The 18,200-nt window shown below is 52.9% G+C and carries 15 protein-coding genes and 1 pseudogene; 9 read left to right on the top strand and 7 right to left on the bottom strand.

Features of this window, described 5'->3' with window-relative positions; genetic code table 11:
- Window positions 1-139 precede the first annotated feature (139 nt).
- The 6 genes and pseudogenes from ACW73I_RS11005 to ACW73I_RS10980 form a co-directional block, all read right to left on the bottom strand.
- Window positions 140-964, bottom strand: a complete 825-nt coding sequence (locus ACW73I_RS11005) for a hypothetical protein (protein ID WP_458029375.1) — start codon at window positions 962-964, stop codon at window positions 140-142.
- The gene (locus tag ACW73I_RS11000) at window positions 961-1,827 is read right to left on the bottom strand and encodes a DUF2092 domain-containing protein (RefSeq protein WP_458029373.1); all 867 of its coding nucleotides are present in this window, start codon (window positions 1,825-1,827) and stop codon (window positions 961-963) included. Before ACW73I_RS11000 ends, ACW73I_RS11005 begins: the two co-directional genes overlap by 4 nt.
- A gap of 81 nt (window positions 1,828-1,908) precedes the next feature.
- Window positions 1,909-2,427, bottom strand: coding sequence for a hypothetical protein (locus ACW73I_RS10995; RefSeq protein ID WP_458029372.1), 519 nt, complete (start codon window positions 2,425-2,427; stop codon window positions 1,909-1,911).
- 108 nt (window positions 2,428-2,535) lie between these two features.
- Window positions 2,536-4,896: an arylsulfatase gene (locus ACW73I_RS10990; protein WP_458029370.1), complete on the bottom strand. Its 2,361-nt coding sequence runs from the start codon at window positions 4,894-4,896 to the stop codon at window positions 2,536-2,538.
- Window positions 4,897-4,965: 69 nt separating this feature from the next.
- Complete coding sequence (locus ACW73I_RS10985; RefSeq protein WP_458029369.1) at window positions 4,966-5,745, bottom strand: DUF3313 family protein; 780 nt, start codon at window positions 5,743-5,745, stop codon at window positions 4,966-4,968.
- Between the two features lie 153 nt (window positions 5,746-5,898).
- A pseudogene (locus tag ACW73I_RS10980) lies at window positions 5,899-6,085 on the bottom strand (hypothetical protein); the annotation flags it as partial.
- A gap of 285 nt (window positions 6,086-6,370) precedes the next feature.
- On the opposite strand from ACW73I_RS10980, the gene ACW73I_RS10975 reads away from it, so the two are divergent.
- The 8 genes from ACW73I_RS10975 to ACW73I_RS10940 all read left to right on the top strand — a co-directional run bounded on the left by ACW73I_RS10975 (window position 6,371) and on the right by ACW73I_RS10940 (window position 16,443).
- Window positions 6,371-6,640, top strand: a complete 270-nt coding sequence (locus tag ACW73I_RS10975; protein ID WP_458029368.1) for a hypothetical protein — start codon at window positions 6,371-6,373, stop codon at window positions 6,638-6,640.
- Between the two features lie 67 nt (window positions 6,641-6,707).
- Window positions 6,708-7,787, top strand: coding sequence for an AI-2E family transporter (locus ACW73I_RS10970; RefSeq protein ID WP_458029367.1), 1,080 nt, complete (start codon window positions 6,708-6,710; stop codon window positions 7,785-7,787).
- Window positions 7,788-7,876: 89 nt separating this feature from the next.
- On the top strand, window positions 7,877-8,425 hold the full coding sequence (gene fae / locus ACW73I_RS10965; RefSeq protein ID WP_458029366.1) for a formaldehyde-activating enzyme: 549 nt from the start codon (window positions 7,877-7,879) through the stop codon (window positions 8,423-8,425).
- Between the two features lie 256 nt (window positions 8,426-8,681).
- The gene (locus ACW73I_RS10960; RefSeq protein ID WP_458029365.1) at window positions 8,682-9,455 is read left to right on the top strand and encodes an alpha/beta hydrolase; all 774 of its coding nucleotides are present in this window, start codon (window positions 8,682-8,684) and stop codon (window positions 9,453-9,455) included.
- Entirely contained in the window at window positions 9,452-10,120 is a 669-nt protein-coding gene (locus ACW73I_RS10955) for a DUF2459 domain-containing protein (protein ID WP_458029364.1), read from the top strand. Before ACW73I_RS10960 ends, ACW73I_RS10955 begins: the two co-directional genes overlap by 4 nt.
- Window positions 10,121-10,391: 271 nt before the next feature.
- On the top strand, window positions 10,392-13,667 hold the full coding sequence (locus tag ACW73I_RS10950; RefSeq protein WP_458029363.1) for an efflux RND transporter permease subunit: 3,276 nt from the start codon (window positions 10,392-10,394) through the stop codon (window positions 13,665-13,667).
- Window positions 13,664-14,767: an efflux RND transporter periplasmic adaptor subunit gene (locus tag ACW73I_RS10945; RefSeq protein ID WP_458029362.1), complete on the top strand. Its 1,104-nt coding sequence runs from the start codon at window positions 13,664-13,666 to the stop codon at window positions 14,765-14,767. The genes ACW73I_RS10950 and ACW73I_RS10945 overlap by 4 nt, the downstream gene beginning before the upstream one ends.
- A complete protein-coding gene (locus ACW73I_RS10940) occupies window positions 14,764-16,443 on the top strand; it encodes a cation:proton antiporter (protein ID WP_458029361.1) in 1,680 nt (559 codons plus the stop codon). The genes ACW73I_RS10945 and ACW73I_RS10940 overlap by 4 nt, the downstream gene beginning before the upstream one ends.
- Before the next feature lie 191 nt (window positions 16,444-16,634).
- Here ACW73I_RS10940 and ACW73I_RS10935 read toward each other — a convergent pair whose 3' ends face one another.
- On the bottom strand, window positions 16,635-17,528 hold the full coding sequence (locus tag ACW73I_RS10935; RefSeq protein ID WP_458029463.1) for a transposase: 894 nt from the start codon (window positions 17,526-17,528) through the stop codon (window positions 16,635-16,637).
- A gap of 322 nt (window positions 17,529-17,850) precedes the next feature.
- On the opposite strand from ACW73I_RS10935, the gene ACW73I_RS10930 reads away from it, so the two are divergent.
- Complete coding sequence (locus tag ACW73I_RS10930; protein ID WP_458029360.1) at window positions 17,851-18,072, top strand: Arm DNA-binding domain-containing protein; 222 nt, start codon at window positions 17,851-17,853, stop codon at window positions 18,070-18,072.
- The last annotated feature ends 128 nt before the right edge of the window (window positions 18,073-18,200 follow it).

Below are 18,200 nucleotides of genomic sequence, written 5' to 3'. Positions count from 1 at the left end.
CCGCGGTCATTCCTTTTTTGTTAATCCGCCGAAACAAGGCTTAATTGAGCTGCAATGCCCAAAAGTTTCACTCTTATCTTTGCAGCTACTTGAGGCGGGACAGAGAGACCGGAACGAGCGATTCCGGTCTCATATCCGACTAGCTAGGCGGCGGTACCGGGACGTACATGACTCCGCTATTACCATACGCTTGCGTATACCACGAGGTACCGCACTGATAGTAAGTGACGCCATTGACCACTTTTGTATTGGGATTGCAGGGCAATCCGCCTGTGCTTCCCGGCGGTGGCGTCGTGTAAGTTGTAGTCTGTGAAGTAGTTTGATTAGAAGATTGGCCGGCCGCGTAGCCCGCCATCGCGCCGACTGCCGCCGACCCCAGGGCTACGGCAGCCACCTCGCCGTCGTCCCAATGATTATTGTCGTAGTATCCGGGCGGCGGATAATAGCCGTGATAGCCTCCCCCGTAGTAGTTGTTATTCACTGTGTTTTGACGTTCCTGCACGTTTTGGTTTGAATACTGCTGCCGCTGCTGTTGATTTTGGGATGAGGTTTGCTGGCGTTGCTGCTGGCTTTGAAGTGAATAATTTTGGCGTTGTTCCTGATTCGATGAAACAGTCGATTGACGGCTTTGTTGGGTTGAGGCCCTATTCGTAGACGCCGTGGAATAGGCGCTCGAACGATTTGCGGATGCGGATTGCGCAGTTTCCGAGCGATTCGTCGACGACGTTTGCATAGTCTGATTACGACTTGACGTCCTCGAAGCCGAAGCCGCAGAGGAACCTCGATTGCCTCCATAAGAAAAACTGCCGCTAGAGGCGGCGCCGCCGCGTGAAAAACCGCCCCCTCCCCCACGGGAGAACCCACCGCCTCCACCGCCGCCGAAACCACGCGCATACGCATCGTTTCCCGCACCGATCAAGAGGGAAGCGATCGCGGTAACGACTAGATAAGCTTTAGCATTCATTTCTGTTCTCCTGTTTGAGCTGGAGCGACAACTGCTTCAGGCGCAAGACTGGGTAGCTGCGCCAAAAAGGCAATTTTGTTTACACCTGCGGCGGGCGAAAAGGTAAATTGGGCCTGCTGAATCTGAGGCGTTAAATTCCAATCGGAAAATTGAGCGCGGTACTGCGGCTGTCCTTCTTCGGTCTTGTAAGTCAGCACGATGCGTAGCGGCAAGGGTTGCGCGCCCTCCGCGATCCACACTTGATAATCGACCGTTTCCGTGCGCCCGGCCAAATGATGGGCCGGTTTACCGTAAATCGACGTCCTTTCGACATAATCGAGCTCACGGGTCCGGCTCTCGATTTCTTCCGGGAAGCGACTGACCAACATCATCGCCAACGGCAAGCGCATGTGTAAATCCCTTAGAAAATACATCACCGCTTCGTCTATGCCGCCGGGTTTGTTGGTTTGTGCGTAGACTTTTTGTGTAGGGCTGTACACGGTGATGTCCTTGCCATCGTATAGGACGACATGCTTCTCGCCGCTGCTATCGTCCGACTCGATGCGCAGATCATTAGGGCGGCTGACCGTAATCTTGCGGACTTCAGCAAATTCAAGCATCTGCCCCGAATCTTGCAAAACGTCGTAGGTACTGTCCAAATTGAACGTAAATCGCGGTGCTTGAGCAAGAAACGCCGCCATGCGCTTTAAGATGCCTTGCGCATCCGCCGGCTCGGCCACAGCTTGTAACGCGGGGACTTCCGCGACAACGGGCGGCGACGGTTTGTTGATCGCCTCGTTCTCGGCGCAGCCCGCGATGGCCGCCGACAGTGCCGACACGCACATTATCGTGCGTATCGCTTGAAACCTATTTTTTTCATTCATAGACCACCTCCTTCGATGACTAAATTAAACTTCGCCAACATTGTTAACCAAAATTGCGTACACAGGCACTTCATTCCACTTTCATTGCGATGTTTTAAGGCGATCGGGATGCCACAACAGCATCCGACGTAGTTTCCCTTCTCCGATCTGCCTATCGATACCGGCAAAAATATGATAGGCAAAAAAAGTTAGACTGACGCACAGCAGCTTGGCGAGCATGATATTTCGATCCCGATGCTCCCAGATATCGGCGATTGCAGGGAGTACACCGCCGTTTGCCTTATAGTGTTCGAACACTTTCTCCGATACCAATAAAAAGAATGTCGCGAAAATATAAACCGTTGCTTTATACAAGGCCGCCGCCAACAACGAATGATTTGCCTCCAAGCGCGTCCCCGCATGCGTCTTATCCAGAACAATCGCAACTTTTGCCGCAATCAACGCACCGATAGCGGCGGTTGGAAGCGCTTGCACCTCAACGTGATAGTCGGCCAATATTAATTTCTTCAAAATCATAAACACGCTAAAACAACAGAAAAAGTAGAGGGAGACTAAACCGACCTCCACCATTTCGCGTTTCAAACGCGGCGGCAGTTTCATACCATTTCTCCTGTGACTAATTGCCGACCTCAAGACCTAAAACCTGTTCCAACCGTCACGGTCCCGACCAATCGCTTCCTAAGCTTAACGTTGAGGCCGGGCTCAGCCTTATTTTACTTCAACGGTGACTTTTTCGATTTTGCCGGTGAAGCGGGTTTGACTGCCTTCGCCTAAAGCTTCCACCACCGGCGTTGCGTCATCGATCCCCACATCAGCCGTCTCGTCTGCCGAGAAAATCCGCGGCTGGGTGCGGTCGATGCGGCCTTCCGCCACTTTCTGACCGTTGACGGACAACGTACCGGTGCCGCCTTTACCAACACCTCCACCGTCATAGGCGAAATCTAACACCACGGTCGCTTTGCCGGCAGGCAATGCTTCTGAACCAGCCACTGTATATTGGTTTAGTCCGAGGAAATTATAGGTATAGGCAGGCTTACCGTCTTTCATATACAGGCTCCACCCCCCGAAACGTCCTCCTTGTGCAATGATGACGCCGTTCGCGCCGCCCTCCGGAATATTCAGTTCGGCGGTAATGGTTTTGGAGCGATTCTTGATGTCGATGAACACATTTTCGGTCATGCCCATCATTCCTTCACCCAAGGTCAGCGACGTGCGGCCTTCCATCACATCCGGCCTCCCCACTTCAGACGCGGTAATACGTTCCATTAGCCTATCGTCTATCGGCAACACGTTGTATTTGGGCGCTTCGGTCATGAATAGCTTTTGCATCTGGGCCAATTTGGCCGGATTTTGTTTGGCCAAATCATTGCTGAGGCTAAAATCCTTAGTCACGTCGTAAAGCTCCCAAACATCCTGTTCCAATGGATGGCGTGGCTTCATTTCCCAAGGCGCTCTATGCACTGTGCCGGCCAACCAGCCATCGTGATAAATGGCACGGTTGCCGAAAATTTCGAAATACTGAGTCAAATGGCGGTCTTTAGCTTTGGCATCGTCAAAGGTATACGTCATGCTGACGCCTTCCATTGGCCTTTGCTTCGTACCGTTGACTTCTTTCGGTTCCGGCAAATGCGCCGCTTCCAATACGGTCGGAGCGATATCGATCACGTGATGGAACTGCGACCTTATTTCGTTTTTGGCTTTGATACCGTTAGGCCAATAAATGACCATGCCGTTGCGGGTACCGCCAAAATTCGAAGCCACCTGCTTCGTCCACATAAACGGCGAATCGAAAGCGACTGCCCAGCCGGCCGCCATATGCGGATAGGTTTGCGGCCCGCCCCAGTGCTCCAGATGTTTAAGCATGTCTTCAACGGTTTCCTGCACGCCATTGAAATAAGTCATTTCGCTGTACATGCCGTTCATGCCGCCTTCGGCACTGGCGCCGTTATCGCCCGCGATATAGATAAACAAGGTATTATTCATGTCGCCCAAATCTTCGATGGCATTCACCAAGCGCCCTATCTCGTGATCGGTCTGCTCGGCAAAGCCGGCAAACACTTCCGCTTGTCGGGTAAACAAGCGTTTTTCATCATCGGAAAGCGTATCCCAATCTTTGATGGCCTCGGGTTTATTCGCCAACTTAGTATCGACAGGCACGATACCCAAGGCGATCTGATGCTGTAAGGTTTCTTCCCTGAGTTTGTCCCAGCCTTGATCGAATTTGTGCTTGTATTTATCCGCCCATTCCTTAGGAACATGGTGCGGCGCATGGGTGGCACCCGGTGCGTAATAAACAAAGAACGGCTTATCCGGCGTCAACGCCTGCTGATAACGCACCCAGGCGATCGCCTGGTTGGTCATATCGGTCGTAAAATGATAATTAGGGTCCTTCGGAGGCTCTACTTTGGTCACCCCGTCATAAATCGATGGTGACCACTCGTTGGTCTCGCCTCCCAAGAAGCCGTAAAACTTATCGAAACCCTGCAAAGTCGGCCAACGCGCATAAGGCCCGGAAACGCTAACCTCCCATGGCGCGGTTTCATGCCATTTACCGAACGCCCCGGTGCTATAGCCATTGAGCCTGAGCATCTCCGCCAAAGGCGCCACACTGTTCGGCAACATGCCGGTATCGCCTGGAAAAGCCGTTGCGGTTTCCATAATCGAACCGGTATTGCCGGAATGGTGGTTACGTCCGGTTTTCAATGCTTGCCGCGTTGGCGAGCATAAAGCAGTCGTGTGAAAATTGTTATAACGCAATCCGCCTTGGGCCAATTGATCCAAGGTCGGCATAGCAACTGGCCCACCGAAAGTACTAGCTGTGCCAAAGCCCATATCGTCTATTAAGACGATAACCACATTGGGCGCACCTTTAGGCGCTTTAACCTGGAAAATGGGGGGCGCTTTAGCGTTGCGGGCATCTAATTCGGTTATCGGTTTATAGGCGGGCGGCGCGATCGGCAATATCGTACGATCGATATCGCTGGTTGTGTTGGCGTTCCCTTCAATCGCTCCGCAACTAAGCAAAACCAAGGCCATCAAGCTTGCTAGTCGGATAAATTGCTTTTTCACAATCCTCGTCTCCTTGAAAAAAATGTGCAGTGGCCGGGCGCTTTTGGTCTTACCCTCGACCAAAAAGAATCAAAACGGCATCATCGTGAACGGAATCGGATCGCTAACGGACTCGCCGGGTTTGCGATTGGCGACTTGCACGAACTGCTTGGCCCAACGATCCATAATGCCCTTGGCCGGTCCGTACCAAGTCAAGCGAGTCAGGTCGATCGGACCCACGTCGGCCGTATCGCGATCGGCAAAAGTCGCAACCAGACGGCCTGTCTGCAGGTCGCGTATGCGGGCTTCGAAAGCCGCCCGGCGCTGATTGATAGCCCCTGCCGCGGTACCTGAACCGATAGGACCGGCCCAGCTCAACGCATGCAGTACCGAATCGGAAGGGTCGATTTCAATCAGCGCAATTTCCAATCGCAAGGCCGGATACCGGTGTTGTTGCGCGAATTCAATAACGGTGAATCGATGATTCGGATCCTCTCTGAACTCTTTAACGATCCGGTCGTGGAAATATTTCGCCAGTTCTTCCGTATCTTTTTTGACATCGCCGATCAGGTTCGCGGAACTCAGTTTGTGCAGCCAATCCATTTTCAGCATGTAGCGCGTATCGATCGGAGCGACGACGAGTTCGCGATATTCGGCCTTATCGAAACCCGGTCTGATCCATACCTTTTGAAACGGCATATCGGCGCGCTTGGACTGACGTTCCGGATGTTCTATGAATCCGGCATCGGGAGCCGGCTCCACTACTTCGGCCTTGATGGCGTTAGCGTCCGATTGCACGATGGAACAACCCGCCAACATCAGTGTTATCGTCGTTAAAAAAGTTACTTGCGCGATCTTGGTCTTAAACATTCTATATACTCATGAAAGGTTTTGTCAGTGCCGATTGGCCAGCAAGCTATTCGATTCGGCAAATCAATAGCGTTTTTGGCCGGTTTACGTTATTACAACCCGAGGAGGCACTTTTCCCAGGGGTAACCTTTGACAGCCGGATCCTTCCCCGTTTTAAGTGACTACCTTATTAAATTGGAGTCGAACTCCGCCTGACGGGCTAGGTTTAAAGTGAACCGCCCCGGCCCAGGGGATATTACCAATCACTCCGCCTCCGTCGATGATTAAACCAATCGGCCCAAGTCAAAGCGGCTGACTCAGCGGCTTCACGATCCTTCCGGAATTGCCTATGAATAGCCTCGGTCAGGGGTTTGAACCTATGCAACGATGGCGTGCCGGCAAGATGAAGTTCGAACATGCAGAAGTCGCAGTTGAATTGTTATTTGGCCTAAAACAGTACGATTATTATCCATTAAGGCTGTAAAAACCCAAAATAATAACATTTACCTCTAATCCTAGGCGGCATACCGGTTCAGTACCTATTTTTGATCGCACGCTTTTTAACAATTGGTTAAACTAATTCCGTACTCCAGACCTGACAATATTAAAACTTTTTTTGACCATTTAACTCACAAACGCAATCACCATGAAACCCTGTTCCATGATTCGCTTTACGCTATTACTCATTGCCTTACTAAGCGCGCCGGTATCGGCTCAGGAGCAACGCAACGATTATTCAAGATCACTGATGTTCGAAGCGCCCCCAACCTTCGAGGACCCCAACTACAAAACGCCAAGCGAGCAAATTGATCAATTCTGCGAGGACCTAAAAAAACAAATCGATGAACTTAAAAACCAACCGGTGCGCAGAAGCGCCGCAAGAGAGCGATACCAGAAGGAATGCATAGGTAACTAGTTGTAACGGTCAAATAATAACGTTCTATTGAAACCTCAACCTGGCAATTACATTTGGAGTATCTACGATGACAAATAGTCCAACCTCAGCTACAACCGACGAATTCAGCCATAAAGCCATTGAAGCCGCGATCAGAATCGGGTTCGTGACGCTGCTGTTGGTCTGGTGCTTTCACATTGCCGGGCCGTTTATCAACCCTTTGGTATGGGGCATTATCATTGCGGTGGCGATTTATCCGTTACACCGCAATCTGTCGAACGCATTAGGCTCTAGGGAGAAACTTTCAGCCATATTGATTACGGCAATCCTGATATTTATCATCTTGGGCCCTTGTGTGTTTTTCGCCGAGATGATCAGCGAAAACACCAAGAATCTGTCTAGCAAACTCCACAACCAAACTTTCGTCATTCCCACCCCTAACGAAAAAGTGGCCGATTGGCCATTGATCGGCGAGCCTATCTATAGTTTTTGGCAAAAAGCGTCCGTCAACATAAGTGACGCGGCCAAACAACTGGCACCGGAGTTGAAACCGATAGGCGCCTGGTTAATTTCCTCCAGTGTTTCTGTCATGGGGACGATTTTTCAATTTCTGGTTTCCGTCATCATCTGCGGTATATTGCTGCTTAACGGCACATCCGGCCATGAACTCGCCGTTTCGTTCGGCAAACGCGTTGCCGGTAAGCAAGGCGGCGAATTAACCGAGTTGAGCATTGCCACTATCCGGGGCGTAGCGCGCGGCGTATTGGGCGTGGCATTCATCCAGGCATTACTAGCAGGCGCCGGTTTCTTTGTCGCCGAGGTGCCCGGCGCGGGGATTTTGACGCTGGCGTGCTTACTCATCGCGATTGTTCAGCTACCGACGCTTCTTTTGTTTTTGCCGACCATCATCTACGTATTCTCCGAACAGGAAGCGTTTTCCGCGACGGTATTCATGGTGTGGATGCTGATGGTTGGTTCGTTGGACAATTTTTTAAAACCCATATTGATGGGTCGCGGCATCGATTTACCCATCGCGGTGATATTTATCGGCGCCATCGGCGGCATGATGTATTCCGGCATTATCGGACTGTTCGTCGGTGCCGTGGTATTGGCGCTGGGCTACAAATTATTTCTTTCCTGGCTGAAAGCCGAGGAAAACCCTATTTGAACTCCGACGTTGGTTTGCGGTAAAACGTATAGTTCTTGTTCGAATGAGCGAACAAGCGATTCTTTAAACCACGCATAAGGAGAAAAATAATGAGTGAACGAATTATCATGCGCACAGGCGAAGCCTTGGTGGCCGGCGGGCCGCCGGGAACAGCGGCGGAACCGGAAATCATCATCGGCGAATTGGACGGCCCGGTCGGCACCGCGCTTGCGACCCTGACCGGCGACCAAGTCAAAGGCCATAGCCGGGTATTCGCCATTTTGAATACCGACATACAAGTGAGGCCGGTCACACTGATGGTCAGCAAAGTCACCGTCAAAAATAGCCGTTACACCAATATTTTGATGGGCACGGTACAAGCCGCCATTGCCAACGGCGTATTGGATGCGGTTCGCGCCGGCGATATTCCAAAAGAAAAAGCCAACGACTTAGGCATCATTTGCTCGGTCTGGCTGAACCCGAGCGTCGCCAAAGACGACAATCTGGACCACCAAATTCTGTTCGACATTCACCGTAAGGCCATGGCTCAAGCCATCCATAAAGCCATGACCAATACGCCGGACATCGACTGGCTATTGGAAAACCAAGACAAAATCACCCACAAATACTTCCAAATGGGACTGGACGGAAAGATCTAAGCCATCAGGCATAACAAGGTCGGGAACGCCGTCGAGTCCCGCCTTGTTATGTCGGCAAAAGCCGATTTTATTGTGGAATGAGGGCCCCTAGTTGACATTCGAACCGTGTGCGCAATGTCGGGAGGGATTCACTCTGCATTCAGCGAGTACACGGGGCAATTGGCTAACCATCATGACGCATAATAATCCTTGTCAGCCTTTCCGCCGGTTACGGTTTTGGTTTTTGACTATGATGCTTTTCATTGGAGCTTGCACGATGGCTCATGCTATGAAGGTTGAAGCCGATTTGGAAAGCAGCGTTTGCGGCTTTCTGCGTGAGCCACTGGCGTTCTGGCAGTTCCGGATGGCCGCCGGAGAGCCTGATGCAAGCCGCGTCGAGTCGATCCGGAACATCGAACCGCTATCGTTTGCCACCCGTGATGGCCGCGAACTGGGCGGGTATAAGCTACGTGCCGCAAATCCCCGCGGCTATCTGCTGGTGGCCCAAGGTAATGCCACGCTGGCCGACCGGATCATGGGCAAATTGGAGTTCTTTCGGGAGACGGGACTGGATGTTTACGTTTACGTTTACGATTATAGGGGTTACGGACTTTCCGCAGGCAAGAGTCGGCTACAGGCGATCGTTTCCGATTATCGGGAGCTCGTCACGACATTGAATGCCCAAGGCTATCGCCGCCGTTACCTTTACGGCATGTCCATGGGCGGCGTCATCCTGACTAATGCCGTCGGCCCAAGCGGGGACTACGATGCGCTGGTGATAGATTCTTCTCCCAGCCGGATTTCCGGGCTGGGCTGCCCGGAAGAATACGATCCGCTACGCCAGCTCCCTCAGGATGCTTCGAAACTCATGCTCATCATTGGCTTGTTGGATCGCGTGGTGCCGCCGCAGGACATCGAGGCGATGGCGAAAATCGTGCAACAGCGCGGCGGCCTAGTACTGAAATCCCCTGAATTTGCGCACCCACTGGACATCGATCCGGCCATCCATCGCCGGCGCTTCCAGGCCATAGCGGATTTTCTGACACGATGAATCCGCTCTGGGCATTTCTGTTTTGTCTGTTATGGCTGTGTTCCGCTTGCGCGGGCCCCCCCACTTTTTCCGTACAAGACGAAGCGTCCGCTCCTAGCCTGCGTCCCGTAGGCGACGCGGCAGTCTCGATCTATGTGGTTAACCATGGCTGGCACACCGGTTTGGTCGTCAGGCGGATAGATATTCCCTCGGGACTCATCCCGGAAGCCGCGGATTTTCCCTCATCCGATTATTTGGAACTGGGTTGGGGGGATTGGGATTATTACCAGTCGAGCGGCCCCGGTTTGTGGTTGACCTTAAAAGCGAGCCTCTGGCCCACTGCCAGCGTGTTGCATGTGGTTGGCATCCAAGGTGCGGCCGCCAGCCATTTTGCCGGATATGAGATGATTCGTCTCGATGTCGCCCGAGCCGGTTTTGCCAGATTCGTGGCGTATCTCCATTCTAGTTTTCTCAGACTCGGGGCTTTGAAAACCAGGCCGATAGGATCAGGCTGGGAACCTCATAGCCTTTTTTATCCCGCCCGTGGAAAATTTCACCTGTTGAATACCTGTAACAGCTGGGTGGCAAGCGCACTGGAAGCCGCGGGCTATCCGATGGGTACGCTTGAACCGGTCACGGCGGGTCAGCTGATGGCTAAAGTCCGTCCTTTCGCGGTCACCGAATAGCATTCCACGTCCCGTCCAACACAGGCGGATCCAAAGAATCGAAATTAGCAACTCAGCCGTGCATGGAAAAGTGTTGACACATCAGGGGTATTGCGCCGAAACCAACATCGCACAGATAAAAGCTCGCGCAAACAGACCCTTCCAACTTGTCAAAACTGCCTGTTTGTCCCTCTTGTTGATTGCCCGTTTGAACTAAAGCCGTTGCGGTTTTGTATTCGATTGAAAAACCTAATGGGCTATGCAAAGATGAAATATTAGAAATCGATAATTGATGATCGCCTTGTCAAATTTAGCCGATGCACCCAAACCCCATCTGTTAGACCGCCTGGTCAGCCATGCGCTGCAAGGTGGCTTGCCTTTGTTTGTGTTTATTCTATCCATTTCGTTGGGTGTGCTGGCGTTGATTTTTACCGCGCGGGAAGAAGAACCGCAAATTGTGGTGCCGATGGCGAATGTGCTGGTATCGGCTCCCGGCCTGTCGGCTGCCCAGATCGAAAAGCAGGTGACGCAATCCTTGGAGAAGTTGTTAACCCAGATCACCGGCGTGGAGAATGTTTATTCCCGCAGCGTAAACGGTCAAGCCATCGTGACCTTGCGCTTTTTTGTCGGTGAAGACCGGGAAGATTCGTTGCTGAACGTCTACAGCAAGCTGTATTCCAATCAGGACAAAATTCCTGCTGTGGTCGCAAACTGGCTGGTCAAGCCGGTGGAAGTCGACGACGTACCGATTGTGGTCGCCGGCTTGTGGAGCAGCAATCCTGATCTATACGGTGACTATGAATTGCGCCGCTTTGCCGATGAACTCACGGTCGAGTTGCAGCAGATTGCCGATACCAACCAAATCAATGTCATCGGTGGTCGGCTGCGCACCCTGCAGGTGTTGCTGAATCCACAAAGCTTGATGGCACGGCAGACCACCGCGCTGGAAGTAGTGGCGGCGATTCAAGCGGCCAATCAGTTGCTTAACGCCGGCATCGTCGCGGTGGACAATGCCGCCATTCAACTCGAGGCAGGGGATTTTATTGCCGGTATCGAGCAGTTGCGCAAACTGGTGGTTAACCGGGTCGACGGTGTGCCGGTCTATTTAGCCGATGTTGCCGACATCCAGGACGGCCCTGCGGAAACAGACCATTACAACTGGCTCAGTTTCGCGGCCGCTCATCCCCTGGCCGCGCAATATCCCGCCGATTATCCGCTGGTTACCCTGGCGATCGCCAAAAAACGCGGCGCCAACGCCGTGACGCTGGCGGAAAATATTCATCAGAAACTGCACGAACTTTCGCAAGCCTTATTGCCGCCGGAAGTGCATGTCGAAGTACTGCGCGATTACGGACAAACCGCAAACGACAAGGTGAACAATCTGGTCAGCAGCCTGGGATTTGCCATCGCCACCGTGGTGTTGTTCATCGGTATTTTTTTGGGTTGGCGGCCGGCGTTGGTGGTCGGTTTGGCGATACCGATCTGTTATGGCGCGACGCTGATGCTGGACATGGCGTTCGGCTACACCATCAACCGCGTCACCTTGTTTGCGCTGATTCTGGCCTTGGGTTTATTGGTCGACGATCCGATTACCGGCATCGATAACATCGAACGTTTCATGCGTCAGGGGATAGGCAGCCAGCAGGAACGGATTGTCGCGGCGATGGCTGAAATTCGCCCGGCTTTATTGATGTCGACCCTGACCATCATTCTGGCCTTTATCCCCTTGGCGTTCATTACCGGCATGATGGGGCCTTACATGGCGCCGATGGCTTTTAACGTGCCGGTGGCGGTGATGTTGTCCACCGTGGTCGCCTTTATCGTCACGCCCTGGCTGGCCGGTAAAGCCCTCAAGCCCGCCGCGGAAGAGGCGGCAAGCGCTGCAGCGCCCGGTTTGTACGCGCGTCTGGTCGCACCCTGCATCGCCAGCCGCAAGGCTGCCTGGTATTTGATCTGCTTGATGCTGGGGCTGTTCGTGCTGACCGCCATGCTGCCGGTATTGCGCATGGTGCCGCTGAAACTGCTGCCCTTCGATAATAAAGACGAAATGCAGATTCTCATCGACATGCCGGAAAATGCCAGCCTGGAACAAACCGCCGCCGTCACCCGGCAGGCCGCGCAATTGGCTGCCCAACTGCCGGAAATAGCCGCGCAAGCGGCTTATGTCGGGGTGCCGTCGCCTATCGACTTCAACGGCCTGATGCGGCAATACGACTATAGAATAGGGCCGCATCTGGCCGATATTCGCTTGACGCTGGCGCCCAAAGAGCGGCGCGAACATCAGTCGCATCCGATTCTGATGCGATTGCGGGCCTTGCTGGCACCGTTAAATACCGGCGGTGTTTCGGTCAAAGTGGTCGAGGTGCCGCCCGGTCCGCCGGTGATCAGCACCCTGGTGGCGGAGCTTTACGCCGATACGCTGACCGGTTATGCCAAACAAAGACAAGCCGCCGGCATCGTCATGCGGCGCCTGGCGCAAGAGCCTTTCGTGGTGGATATCGATTCCAGCGTCGAATCGGCCCAAACCCGCTGGCGTTTTGTCACCGACAAGGAAAAGGCGGCGCTATCCGGCGTTGCCACGCAGACTATCGCCCAAACCGCGAGCTTGGCCAACCGGGGTATGACCGCTGCTTACTTCAATCTGGAACGGGAAGTACACCCGGTGCCGATTCAAGTGCGCCTGCCGGTAGCCGCGCGCGATAGTCAACAGGCCTTCGGCGCGTTGCCGCTCAAGGCACAAAGTTTAACCGGGCCGGCTATGATTGCCTTGGCCGAACTGGGCGAGTTTATCGAATCCACCGCCGATCAAGCCATTTACCATAAAGATCTGAAACCGGTGGTGTATGTGATGGCCGAGCTGGAAGGACGCACGCCGGCGGAAGTCATCGCCGATGTCGCTGCCGATTTAAACGGCTCCAGCGACACCGCGCCGGATTGGGGGCAACGGACCTTTTTCAACTCCGGCGGCGGCATTCCGTGGCAACTGCCGGCAGGCGTGACGCTGAATTGGGGCGGGGAAGGCGAATGGAAAATCACCGTGGAAGTGTTTCGGGATATGGGTTTGGCCTTTGCCTTCGCGTTAGTGGGCATTTTTTTCGTGCTGCGCCTGCAAACCGCTTCGGCCACCCTGTCCTTGATCATCATGTCGGCGATACCGTTGACCGTGATCGGCATCATGCCGGGCTTCTGGCTGCTGAATCAGTTTGGCGAACGGCTTATCAATGGCAGCCCCGACCCGGTGTTGTTTACCGCCACGGCCATGATAGGCATGATCGCCCTGGCCGGCATCGTGGTCAGGAATTCGTTGATTCTGGTTGAATTCATCACCCAGGCCAGAACAGAAGGCCTGGCTTTAACTGATGCCTTGCTGCAAGCCGGCACGATCAGAATGCGGCCGGTGTTGCTGACGGCCGGTACGACCTTGTTAGGCAACATCGTCATCGTCCTCGATCCGGTCTTCAGCGGCCTGGCCATTGCCATCATTTTCGGTATTATCGGCTCCACGCTGTTTACCTTGTTCGTGATCCCGGCGGTTTATTACCTAATTTACTCAGACGCGGAGCAATGATCTTGTCCACTTCCATTAAGACCCTGGTCACATCGATAAGCACACTGCTGGTTTTGTTGTTGATGATTTTGTGGATGGCCGGCGCCTTCGAACAAAAAATCCAGCCGGGCATTCATGCGGCCGGCAGCCGGTATTCTGGGCCGGCATTGACGCTGACGTCCGAGCGCATCCCCTTATTCGAAGACGTTGCCGCCTCCGTGCAATCCGGGCAAACCACCGAGGTGGCGGCGCAAATACAGGCCAGGATCAAGGCTATCCATGTTAAAGCGGGAGATAGCGTAAAACCCGGACAGATGCTGATTACGCTGGATGATCAGAATCTCAAGGCGCGCAGCGCTCAGGCCGGCGGCAACCTGAATGCGATCAACGCCCGTTTGCAAAACGCCCGCAGCCACTTCAATAGAACTCAGGGTCTTTATCACAAGGAAAGTGCCACACTGGCCGATCTCGAAATGGCCAAAGCCGACTATGAAAGCTTAATCGCGCAAGCGGCCTCGGCCCGGCAAGCACTTACCGAAGCGAGGCATGTGTTGCACTATGGGCGGATAAAAGCCACTTTTGCCGCGCGCGTGATCGATCGCTACGCCGAGCCGGGCGATATCGCCTTGCCGGGAAAAAAACTGCTAACCCTGTACGATCCGGCCGCACTGCGTTTTGAAGCAAATGTGCGCGAAGCCGTCGCGGTCGGCCTGCAAGTCGGGCAAGTGCTGGAGGCCCGTATCGACACGCTAAATAAAACCCTGCCGGTGACGATTGCGGAAATAGTGCCGGCGGCCGAATCCGCTGCGCGCAGTGTATTGATTAAAACCCGCGTCGAGCAACAGGCCGGCTTATTTCCGGGCCTATTTGCCCGCCTGCGCATTCCGCAGGGGGAGGAGCAAGTCTTGTTAATGCCGGAAGCCTATCTGCAGCAGGCGGGACAACTGGATATGGTTTGGGTGCTGCAGGACGGACGGATCGTGCGGCGTTTTGTGCGCTTGGGCCAGCGTTATCCGGATGGCCGCATCAAGATCTTGGCGGGTTTGCAGGCGGGCGACCGAGTCGTATTGCCGTCGCTGGCCTTGTCTAGTGACGGCGCTGAAATCGAGAACACGCCATGAATGAAATTTTTAGCGATATCTTTACCGAAATAGCCGCATTACTGTTTTTGGCTGCTTTGTTCGGGGCTATCGGTTTACGCTTGAAACAGCCGCTGATCGTTTCCTTTATCGCGCTGGGTATATTTGTCGGCCCGGCGGGTCTGGAATTGGTGAGCGCCAATGATCAAATCGACTTGTTGTCCAAGCTGGGTATTGCCTTGCTGCTGTTTGTGGTGGGTCTGAAACTGGATCTGCATATTATCCGCACCATGGGTCCGGTGGCGCTGGCGACCGGGCTGGGGCAGGTGTTTTTTACCTCGGTATTCGGTTATCTGATAGCGCTGGCTTTGGGCATGAACCCGGTAGGCGCGCTTTATGTCGCGGTGGCACTGACCTTTTCCAGTACCATTATTATCGTCAAATTGCTGTCCGACAAACGCGAAGTCGATGCCCTGCATGGCCGCATAGCCTTGGGATTTTTGATTGTTCAGGACATCGTCGTGGTCCTGGTCATGATAGGCCTGACGGCTTTCGGTCAGGGCCAAGATATCGGTTCTCTGCAACGGGAGGCTCTCAAGGTTATAGTCAATGGGGCCGCGTTTATAATGATCGTCATGCTGGTGATGCGCTATGTGTTGCCGTTTGTCTTGCGTCTGCTGGCCAAGTCACAGGAGCTGCTGATATTGTTTGCAATTGCCTGGGCGGTGTCACTGGCGACAATCGGCATGCTGCTTGGGTTCAGCAAGGAAGTCGGCGCTTTTCTGGCGGGGGTTTCGATTGCTTCCTCACCCTTTAAAAACCTGATTGCCGCGCGCATGGTGGGCCTGCGCGATTTTCTACTGCTGTTCTTCTTTATCGACCTGGGTGCGCAAATGGATTTGACGCTGATCGGTCAACAGCTGGAACCCGCACTGATATTTTCGGCGTTTGTATTGATCGGTAACCCGTTGATCGTCATGGTGATCATGGGTTATTTGGGCTATAGAAACCGGACCGGCTTTCTGGCGGGACTCACCGTTGCGCAAATCAGCGAATTCTCATTGATCCTGGGCGCCTTGGGCGTCAAATTGGAGCATATTAGTCCGCACACGCTCGGCGTGATCACGCTGGTTGGGCTGATCACCATCAGCGCCTCGACCTATATGATCATCTATTCGCACTATCTGTACGAAAAGCTGGCACCTTGGTTGGGTGTTTTTGAACGCAAAATCACGCACAGAGAACACCAGGAAGATGGGTTCATCATGGATTCGGAAGCCGATGTGATTCTGATTGGCCTGGGCCGTTTCGGTTCGGGTATTGCCGAGATTTTGAGAGTTCATCATTACCGGGTCTACGGCATCGATTTCAATCCCGACCTGGTACGATCAGGCGATCGGACCGGCCATCCGGTTCATTATGGCGATGCCGAGGACCCGGAATTTATCGCCACCTTACCGTTAACACGGGTTAAATGGGTCATCAGCACGGCGGACGATCCGCATGTCAGTCTGGCCCTATTGCACAGTTTGCGTAGCCAAAACTTTCAAGGACAAGTAGCAGTCAGTGCCCATCATCAGACTATCGCAGACAAGCTAAAAGCAGCCGGCGCAAATTTGGTCCTGATCCCTTATATCGATGCGGCAAAAGGCGCGGCCGCGCAAATTATGGAGCTGCATATATCCGAGTCTCAACAGCTGTCAGCAGCGCAAAAGTGATTGTTTGATTTAACTCATTGGGCAAAATGGGGGCGAGTTTTGCCCCCCGGCAAAAAAATGCATAGTAGCGGCAATACTTGCGCATACTTCCAGTTGGCCGCGCAAGAGCGTTCTGTTTCCCTTGCCAGTGATCCTCTCCTTGCCGATCGGCATCTTCGCCGAGGGCATGGTGTTCGGCACTATATTCGGCATCATTGTATTTCCAGACTTAGATGTGACTTTTGCTGGCATTGCTGATAATGCATCGACGCAAAAATCAAAAAGATAAAGTTCCATTCACATAGATTTTGCGCGGCATGAGTGGTTTGTTTGCCGACGCCATGCAACAGTAAGGGTCGGGAGACGATGGCTTCATAGTGTTTATCCGGTTCCGCCAAGCGGACAAACAGCGACCACCAGTTATAAATCAGGGCAATCATGCGGGCGATGAGGCGGCAAGGTTTGATTTTCTTGGTCACGAAACCGCCCCAACCCCATTGGTTTTTGATTTCATCAAAGTTGTTCTCGCAATCGGCGCGGTCGCGATAGTGCTGTACGATGCTGACCACTTCGTCGGTGAGCGAGGTGACTAACACGCTGTATTCATAAGCCGCCATGTTCTCGGCCGGTTCGATCAGCGATAGTTGTTGGGGTAAGGCTTGTTGGTTATCGGGCGCAACCATCACGTTACCCGATATCTTGCGCCTGACCAGAACGACGCGGCGTGACGTTTTCCAGCTGCTGATTTTTAGCTCGGTGGAGAGCGCTTCCCAGCCCGCTACGGTTTGTTCCCAACCGGGACGGCAATGCTGCTGCAAAATCAGCTTTTTCACCAATCCGGATTGGCGCAGTTTGAACAGATAAGGCAGACCTCTCTGTTCGGCTTCGCCCATAATGGCGTCACTACCCCAATCGCAGTCGCCACGTACAAACGCCGGCCAATGCTGACGCGGGATGCGCTCCAGCAAGGCCCACAAACCCGGCGCCGAATAGCACGATGCAGTTTGGTTGCCCGCCTGCACCTCCACATCCAGGATTAAACGCACATTCGCGATCATATAAGTATGGTAGGTATGGGAGCCTTGTCCAACACCTCGAAAAAGTATTGATTGTGTTTCCTTGTGATTTATGAAATCTGCCTACAAAGTGCCTACACAAAACCAATAGGCAATAAAAAAGGCCTAGGTCATTTGACCTAAGCCTTTGATTTTTTTGGCTCCCCCGGACGGGCTCGAACCGCCGACCTAGTGATTAACAGTTACCCGTTCCAATGCACTAAAAACCATTGACCACCTTGAAAAATATCAATAAATAACTGTTATTATTAAAAATATAACCTTTCTTTACCTTTCTCTAAATTTCGCTAAAATACTAAAAACAGCCTTAAAAAGTTGCCCAGAGGTTGCCCGGAAATTTTGGAGAGCTAAAATGCCTGAAAAAATCAATTTCACTCAGGACAGAATCAGAAACATCCCATCCCCTACCGAAAAGGAAAGAGAAGATTATTATGACACCGGCTGCCCTAAGCTAATTTGCCGAGTAAGCAAGACTGGCAATAAGTCATTCGTCGTCTTAAAGAAAACGTCGGACGGTAAAACGCGTCGAATCACCCTTGGAAAATTTCCAGATTTATCGTTAACGACTGATTAACCCCATCTACCCCAGTTGCTTCAGTCCGTTAATATAGACGGTATCGACAGCCCAAGGCAGCAATTGTTCGATGTCGGTGAGCGTTTGTGCTTTTGGCAGTTCTGTAAAGATGTGCCAAAGGTAACGAT

This window comes from Methylomonas sp. MgM2 (assembly GCF_054172045.1).
This window is presented reverse-complemented; position numbering and strand designations above follow the sequence as displayed.

What these genes read in the sequence shown, in the direction of transcription:
- ACW73I_RS11005 (WP_458029375.1), bottom strand. Translation starts at nt 964, where the DNA reads ATGAATGCTAAAGCTTATCTAGTCGTTACCGCGATCGCTTCCCTCTTG.
- ACW73I_RS11000 (WP_458029373.1), bottom strand. Translation starts at nt 1,827, where the DNA reads ATGAATGAAAAAAATAGGTTTCAAGCGATACGCACGATAATGTGCGTG.
- ACW73I_RS10995 (WP_458029372.1), bottom strand. Translation starts at nt 2,427, where the DNA reads ATGAAACTGCCGCCGCGTTTGAAACGCGAAATGGTGGAGGTCGGTTTA.
- ACW73I_RS10985 (WP_458029369.1), bottom strand. Translation starts at nt 5,745, where the DNA reads ATGTTTAAGACCAAGATCGCGCAAGTAACTTTTTTAACGACGATAACA.
- ACW73I_RS10975 (WP_458029368.1), top strand. Translation starts at nt 6,371, where the DNA reads ATGAAACCCTGTTCCATGATTCGCTTTACGCTATTACTCATTGCCTTA.
- ACW73I_RS10970 (WP_458029367.1), top strand. Translation starts at nt 6,708, where the DNA reads ATGACAAATAGTCCAACCTCAGCTACAACCGACGAATTCAGCCATAAA.
- fae (WP_458029366.1), top strand. Translation starts at nt 7,877, where the DNA reads ATGAGTGAACGAATTATCATGCGCACAGGCGAAGCCTTGGTGGCCGGC.
- ACW73I_RS10960 (WP_458029365.1), top strand. Translation starts at nt 8,682, where the DNA reads ATGGCTCATGCTATGAAGGTTGAAGCCGATTTGGAAAGCAGCGTTTGC.
- ACW73I_RS10955 (WP_458029364.1), top strand. Translation starts at nt 9,452, where the DNA reads ATGAATCCGCTCTGGGCATTTCTGTTTTGTCTGTTATGGCTGTGTTCC.
- ACW73I_RS10950 (WP_458029363.1), top strand. Translation starts at nt 10,392, where the DNA reads ATGATCGCCTTGTCAAATTTAGCCGATGCACCCAAACCCCATCTGTTA.
- ACW73I_RS10945 (WP_458029362.1), top strand. Translation starts at nt 13,664, where the DNA reads ATGATCTTGTCCACTTCCATTAAGACCCTGGTCACATCGATAAGCACA.
- ACW73I_RS10940 (WP_458029361.1), top strand. Translation starts at nt 14,764, where the DNA reads ATGAATGAAATTTTTAGCGATATCTTTACCGAAATAGCCGCATTACTG.
- ACW73I_RS10930 (WP_458029360.1), top strand. Translation starts at nt 17,851, where the DNA reads ATGCCTGAAAAAATCAATTTCACTCAGGACAGAATCAGAAACATCCCA.